At 45.9% G+C, this 6,614-nt stretch carries 6 protein-coding genes; 1 reads left to right on the top strand and 5 read right to left on the bottom strand.

The genetic code is table 11. The annotated features are described in order from the left end of the window. Positions 1–441: 441 nt before the first annotated feature. Positions 442–2,151: an Ig-like domain-containing protein gene (locus tag MUP17_05590; protein MCJ7458445.1), complete on the top strand. Its 1,710-nt coding sequence runs from the start codon at positions 442–444 to the stop codon at positions 2,149–2,151. A gap of 213 nt (positions 2,152–2,364) precedes the next feature. Here MUP17_05590 and MUP17_05585 read toward each other — a convergent pair whose 3' ends face one another. The 5 genes from MUP17_05585 to MUP17_05565 all read right to left on the bottom strand — a co-directional run. Beyond that, positions 2,365–3,042: a hypothetical protein gene (locus MUP17_05585; protein MCJ7458444.1), complete on the bottom strand. Its 678-nt coding sequence runs from the start codon at positions 3,040–3,042 to the stop codon at positions 2,365–2,367. A gap of 3 nt (positions 3,043–3,045) precedes the next feature. Beyond that, positions 3,046–3,885 carry a hypothetical protein gene (locus tag MUP17_05580; GenBank protein MCJ7458443.1) on the bottom strand — a complete coding sequence of 280 codons (840 nt, stop codon included), beginning with the start codon at positions 3,883–3,885 and terminating at the stop codon, positions 3,046–3,048. Between the two features lie 152 nt (positions 3,886–4,037). Next, positions 4,038–4,652, bottom strand: coding sequence for a hypothetical protein (locus MUP17_05575; protein MCJ7458442.1), 615 nt, complete (start codon positions 4,650–4,652; stop codon positions 4,038–4,040). 225 nt (positions 4,653–4,877) lie between these two features. Continuing rightward, a complete protein-coding gene (locus MUP17_05570; protein MCJ7458441.1) occupies positions 4,878–5,525 on the bottom strand; it encodes a hypothetical protein in 648 nt (215 codons plus the stop codon). Positions 5,526–5,797: 272 nt separating this feature from the next. Next, positions 5,798–6,614 (bottom strand): hypothetical protein (locus tag MUP17_05565; protein ID MCJ7458440.1); only part of this gene is annotated, 817 nt, incomplete at its 5' end.

The raw sequence follows: 6,614 nt of genomic DNA, 5'->3' as shown, positions 1-6,614 counted from the left end.
TCCACCCCTACGCGATATCTGTTTAAATAACAACTCCTTCTTAAATATGATTGCGATTTCATTGTTCTCCACCTTATTCCCAATTTCTTTCTTAGAGCATTTTTTATAATAAACCGTTACCGAAATACTGAAAAACTACACTTGCGTCAAACTCTTCGTAGTCGCCCAATTTATTGGGCTTATTATCTGATAATTATCTTTCGTAGGGCGAGGTTCTTAACCTCGCAATGCGACCCTGTCCTACCCTACAGGGGTTTGCTCCGGATCCGTTAATAGGAAAATGGTCGCGCTACGAAAATGCTCGATGAATCGAGCGACTACAATCTTCCTCTCCCGTGAAGGAAGGGGGGATATGATTCTTTTCCCCTAAATTCTTATCTAAACCTGCCGATAAAATACTTAGTTAAGTTCAAACAATAACAATCATTTAAAGGAGTGGTTATGAGGAACAAAGCTTTTTTTGTTTTCGGGGTAATTATTGTAGCCTTGGTTCTGATTCTTTTCATTTCCGGGTGTAAGAAAAATTCCACCTCTCCCACCTCGGGCACTCAAACGGTTTTAAAAACATTCACTGCCCTTAAAACCTCTATGCAAACAGGAGATTCAAGCTTAGTCCAGGCAAAAGTGACTGATCAGAATAATAACCCCTATAATAACGTGCGGGTTAATTTCTCAGCCTCGCCTGTATCCTTAGGCTCCTTCAGAGATGTTTATGATATGACTGACACTTCAGGAACTGCCTCTTCCTATTTCGTATCTTCAGATACCGGCACAGTCACTTTGAAAGCAAAACTTACCAGCGGGGACAGCCTGACCACGACTTTGCGCGTAACTTCCTCTGGTTCCAGTTCCAGCGGCACGATTGCCAGCATAGAATTCAACACGCTCAGGCCTTCAATTCAGGTTAAAGGGACTGGTGGAATTGAGTCAGCAGTTTTGGTGGCAACTGGATATGATTCATTGGGAAATAAAGTAGGTGCTGGGAAACGAATAATTTTCCGGATTTTAAATGGCCCTCACGGGGGAGAGAACCTTGAGGATAAAGGCTATGGTCCGGATACTGCTTACACCATGGAGTCAGGCCAGGCAGTTGTGACCTTGAATAGCGGTACCATCTCCGGAACTGTTGAACTCAGGGCTGAATCAGGAACCATCTTCTCCAATGTCACCCGGGTGGCCATTAATGCTGGTCCTCCAGCTTATCTCTCCTTAGGAGCAAAACCTTTGAATATCCGGGGATGGGATGTAGTCAATGCTACCTCCGAAATTCTGGCGATGGTGAATGATATCTACGGGAATCCTGTTCAGAACGGTACCGCAGTCTATTTTGGAACAGAGGAAGGGATGGTGGATGCCTATGCTACAACTTCCGGCGGCTTAGCTACCTCAGTCTATCATTCAGGCGAGCCCAGGAACGATGGGTTAGCATATGTTTACGCCTCGACTGCTGGAGGGACTGTGTCCAACACCGTCCTAATCATCGTCTCCGGCCCACCAGATACGACCACATTCCTGACCTATCCTCTTTCTCTTGTTGCAGATGGGGTATCAAAAGGGGACGTGATCGTCAGGGTTGTGGATCTGAATGGCAATTTTGTGGTAGGGGGAACACAGGTTAAGATGGAGACGGATTTCGGAACTTGTGCTTCCGGGATTACTCAGGATGGAATAAATGCTTCGCTTTTTGAGACTGAGCTGGTGAGCCAGATATTGACCCGGGATTATTCCCCGGTTTCACCGGATGATGGAATAGGAGCGGTGTCAAATTTAACTGCCAAAGCAGACTGGTCCTCAGCAACGGTTCAGGTCAATTTCTTAACCGGTTTTGCCTATTACAAAAACTGCCTTATAGATATAGTGGCTTCTGTGATGTACGGAACTACTGAGCCTTTCACCGTTTTAATAAAGGATCGTTCAGGTAACCCCTTGGGCGGTCATTCCCTTTCTGCGACTGCCTCTTCAGGCACGATTTCAGGCTCGCCCAGTATAACCAATGGCTATGGTGAATCCTCAGGCTTGTTCTTTACTGCACCAACGGACACTACGATTAAGAGCGCCACGATTTCTGTAACTGACAATGACCCCAGAGGCGGAGGAATGGTCTTGACCAAGAAGGTCAGCCTGAGTGCGACTCTTCTGAAAAAGAAGTAAAATTGTCGACTGTAGAAAAAAAGCCTCCAGAGATGGAGGCTTTTTTATTTTAATACCCGTAGGTCGGACAAGGTGTCCGACCTACGATGGGCATTTTTATTTCTACTTTCGTTCTGGCGTGGTCGTCGGGTCCCCTGACCCGACGAAGAAGTAAAACTTGCCAGCTCAGTCCCGCCCGTTGGCGGGATGGTAAGCACGGGGATGAGAGGTGGTTTATTTTATCAACCCCAGCCACTCGCCGAAAATGAAATAGATCCTGCCGATCAGGAGAGACATACGGGACATAACCGTATAGCCGAAGGAGGCGCCAAAGGAGATCATCAGAAACCAGATGCCGACTTTGGCTCCAGCACCTAAGGCGCCTTTATGCTCTTTGGAGAAGAAAAAATAGATTAAAGAGGTGAGAACCCCAATGGTCAGAAGGATATTATTCAAAGAGGAGAGCCAGTTTCCGGTCCATAAAGGGAGCAGATTAGCGCGAATCTGAAGGATTAAATCGCCAGTGCTGTATCCTATGATGGCTATCCCGGCAAAGATTCCTATGATTAGAGCCATGGACCAGCGAGAAAGCCAGGCGAAATTTTTGGTAAACCGGGTAAAAAATAAAATCCCAAAGGCAAAAGGAATTATCAATATTAAAGACTGCCACATAAAGGCAAACCCGACCCGGGGGAAGGAGAAAAGGATATTCAGATCAAGCCTCATCAAAGGGTCCCACAAATTGGGCCTGAATACGTTGTGATATTCTAGGGAGGTCCAGTAACCGGCAGAAATTCCCACATAAAGATGCTCAGCAAACTTGTAAAAGGGGTTATCCTTATACAGGAAACTGAAACAGAACAAGGTCAAGCCGGCGGCAACCCAGGTTCCGATAAGTTCAGATGAAAGCATGTTCTACTGTTTCTCCTTTTTCATCAATTTCATTGAAAAATAAGCGATATTGCCTACTACTATAAAGAAGAAGATCACCAGGTGTGCTATGGACTGCGAATCCATGCCCCTTTTTCCCAGACCGGTAACGCCAACCATCTGTTCGTATTCGGCTGCGCCTTTCATCCCGCCCAAGAGACCTGCTAACTGCCCGGATTGCAGGTAGGGGTAAAACTCCGGCGCACTGACTGCAGTACAGCCCGAGGCAAGCTTTATGTGAAAACGGGACACGACCTGCAAAATCCATTCCTTGGTCCCGGGAAGGCCGCCGGAGATATTTACTATCATAGCCAGATCGCTGAAGTTCGTTACCCCCTGCATAATCGGCAAATCCGTGGTCTTATTTCCATGATAGTCTGTAGGGAATGTCTGAGGGATGGAGTTCCCCATTGAGACCATCACCACTTCACGCCCTTCCTTAAAACCTAAATTTACAAAATCGACCCCGTTCTGTTTGTGATACTCCCCAACTGCTACCAGGTTAAAAGCTCTTTCAACTAAAGGGGACCCGGTTGCCCAGAGCTGGGTGGAGATGATCTTGATGTTCTTTCTGCACATCTGCCTGAGTGCTGCCAGGTGCATAGGCCAGAGCTCCGGCATTGAACCCGGGTCGTAATCTGCGCTTAAAAGTACTTTGGAGCCAGAGGGTAAAGATTCTATAGAATCATAGAAACTCTTGACCGGAGCAGTGACTGAGAATTTTATGTTCAAGGGGAAAAAGAGAGGCAGGACAAGGGCAATTCCCACGAAGATAAAAATCACCCGGCGGTCTAACTTTTCAAGTTTTTCAAAAAAGTTTCTCATAAAGGAACTTCTGATAAACTAGTTTTGCAGGGCTGGTCCCGCCGTTAGCGGGACGTCTACGAGCTACGAACAGTTATGTTGTCAATTTTTCGTAGGTCGGGCACCTTTGCCCGACCGATAACTTCCACTGATTCGAAGACCTCATAGAAAAATCACTCTCCGCCCATATAGGTTTTCTCCAGTCCGATCAAGACTTTCAAGCCAGTGGAGATAGCACCAAGGGCCGCTCCTATCATTATGGCTCTTTTTGCTGCCAGTTGTGGCACGTTCATAATCCATTCGGTAAAAGGTGGGAACTCTTTCCAGACAGCTTCACCCAATGGCACCCTTCCGATCATCACTAAAACAGCAGTGATTCCTAATAAAGCTGCTTCCCAGGACCTTATCCTGAAAGCCCTGAATGCGGCTGACGCTATATAAAAGGCTAAAAGGGCAAACATAGTTGCTTGCATAGGATAAATGGCGTTCATAAAAACCCAGTTGAAGGCCGTTCCCTCTTTGACTCCCCTGAAAATCCCCAGATAGATCATCAAGATAAGTCCGACTATTAAAACTATCTTATAAATCCAATCTTTTCCCTTTCTGGTTATCACCTGGTAATTTATCCTGAAGATATTAGCAACCCCTAAGACATAGGCAAAAGCAATGCAAATTATAGCCCATTGGTTAACTACCTGAGCTACTGGCTGAAGCTTAGGGCTGAAGTAGTTTCCGATAAAAAAAGCTCCAGCCAAAAAGCAGATTATTACAGGGACTTCTCTACGCATGTATCCTTCTTTAGTAGGGACAGCCCTCGTGGCTGTCCGCTCTGGTAGGTCAGACATTCGTGTCTGACCTTGGGGAACAGACAAGAATGTCTGTTCTACCGGTTTTTGTAGCGGAAGGCTTCAGCCTTCCATTGTGGAAACCTGAAGGTTTCCGCTACATTTTTAATCGTCTCACTTCTTGCTTCTCGCCTCTAACTTTATGGAGGTCTGAAGACCTCCCCTACATCAAATTCCTAAAAACAAAACAAACACTCCGGTCAAAGCGATGACTGCACCGGCAATCGAATGGGTATACTTTTCCGCAAAATCAGTCTTTATCAATTTAACTCCAGAATGAGCTAAAAGGGTCTGGGTTATCATCATAAAAATCGTTACTATCGAAAAGGCGATTGAGATTCCCCAGATGCCGCTCCAGCCGAACTGGGTGGCTAAGAACATCAAAGGGATCAAAGGCTCACAGGGTCCCAAAACGAAGATTGCCATCAAAGCCCAGACCGTTATGGTCTTCTTCTGACTCAGTTTCTCCTCAAAATGGTGGTGGTGATGGCTATGCTTTTTTGCCTGTCTTAAACCCCAGAGGGCATAGGCCACTCCAAAACCGATTAAAAGGTAAACGGCGATCTGACCTCTGGAGCCTTCAAAGTTCTGCAATTTGGAAAGGGTTAAACCTAATAATATTCCGACACTTCCGAGTAAGATTGAGGAGCCGACGTGCCCGATTCCGGATAAGAAGGTTACCCAGGTCAATTTCCTTTTGGACCAGTTGGATGACCTTCCGATCATCACAAAAGGAACCCAGTGGTCAGGAGCTAAGGAATGAAAAAAACCGATGGATAAGGTTGAGAGTAATAAGATTAAAAATGAACCTTTCATAATTTTTTTTGTAGCGGAAGGCCTCAAGGTCTTGAGACTTCAGCCTTCCATCTTTTCTTGCCACATGGAGGTCTAAAGACCTCCGCTACATTTTTTCTTCTATCGTCTTACTTCCCTATGGGTCGTAAGGTTTTTATCGACTTACGTCTTTCGTCTAACCATAAAATGCTTGATAAATCAAGCAACTACAAGTAAAATATGGAAACCTGAAGGTTTCCGCTACACTTTTTCTATCGTTTCACTTCTTCCATCTCACGTCTTACCTTTTTTCTTCACTGCACGAAAAACCAGGAGGTAAATTTAGTAACTCCTGTGGTTTCCAACAAAACTCCCAAAAGCAAGATTATCATTATCAAAAGCTTGGCTAAATCAGAGCCTTTTAAACTGCCCAAGAGCTTCGGCTCTTTGGACAGATAAGCTGAGGCTGCAAAAAGCTCCTCTCCGATAAGAGTAAAATCACAAGCCACCACGAAAAACGGGAGCTGGTGGATATTGGCTGTTCCTGCTACCTGAATGGCTCCAGTTGAAAAGCCGGTTTCTGCCATAAGCAGAGATTCAGCATAAAAACTTCCGAACATGAAATTGGCCGCAGGTTTTTCCCGGAGCATTATCCCGTTAACCCCGCCCGCATAGGCGAACTGCTCGCTGGTGAGGAACCGGACGTTGTTAGGGTTATAGGCTTCTGGTTTTCCTGCCTTGGCATAACCCTGTTTAACTGATTCCTCAGCCACTGTCACTACGAAAGGCTGGCACACCGGAACCAAAAGCGGGACTTCATAAGCGGCGACCATCTCAGCCACGTTTCCCAGGATAATCATGCTGGCAACGGTCTGCAGGTTATCCATATCCTCGATCCCTGAGATGTATAAAATCGGCCTGCCCATCTCTGTTGCCCTGCCCACAGCCTCTTCTATAGCATCCAGCCCCGGGATTCTTCTTACAAAAAGAGATTTCCCTTTCTGGGCACGATTTATGAAATAAAGCACAAAGGCAAAAAATAAAGCCAGAACTATGAAAACATTAAGCCGGTCCTTATCAAACCAGGGCGGGGATGAAGGGTTTGTGCCTTGGGCAAAACCATCAAGGGAC

It is taken from the genome of Candidatus Zixiibacteriota bacterium, assembly GCA_022865345.1.
Lineage (GTDB): Bacteria > Zixibacteria > MSB-5A5 > MSB-5A5 > RBG-16-43-9 > RBG-16-43-9.
Note: the sequence above shows the minus strand (reverse complement) of the source record. Positions and strands in the feature narration are given on the sequence as shown.

Coding starts and splice junctions, on each gene's coding strand:
- MUP17_05590 (MCJ7458445.1), top strand. CDS start 442: ATGAGGAACAAAGCTTTTTTTGTTTTCGGGGTAATTATTGTAGCCTTG.
- MUP17_05580 (MCJ7458443.1), bottom strand. CDS start 3,885: ATGAGAAACTTTTTTGAAAAACTTGAAAAGTTAGACCGCCGGGTGATT.
- MUP17_05575 (MCJ7458442.1), bottom strand. CDS start 4,652: ATGCGTAGAGAAGTCCCTGTAATAATCTGCTTTTTGGCTGGAGCTTTT.
- MUP17_05570 (MCJ7458441.1), bottom strand. CDS start 5,525: ATGAAAGGTTCATTTTTAATCTTATTACTCTCAACCTTATCCATCGGT.
- MUP17_05585 (MCJ7458444.1), bottom strand. CDS start 3,042: ATGCTTTCATCTGAACTTATCGGAACCTGGGTTGCCGCCGGCTTGACC.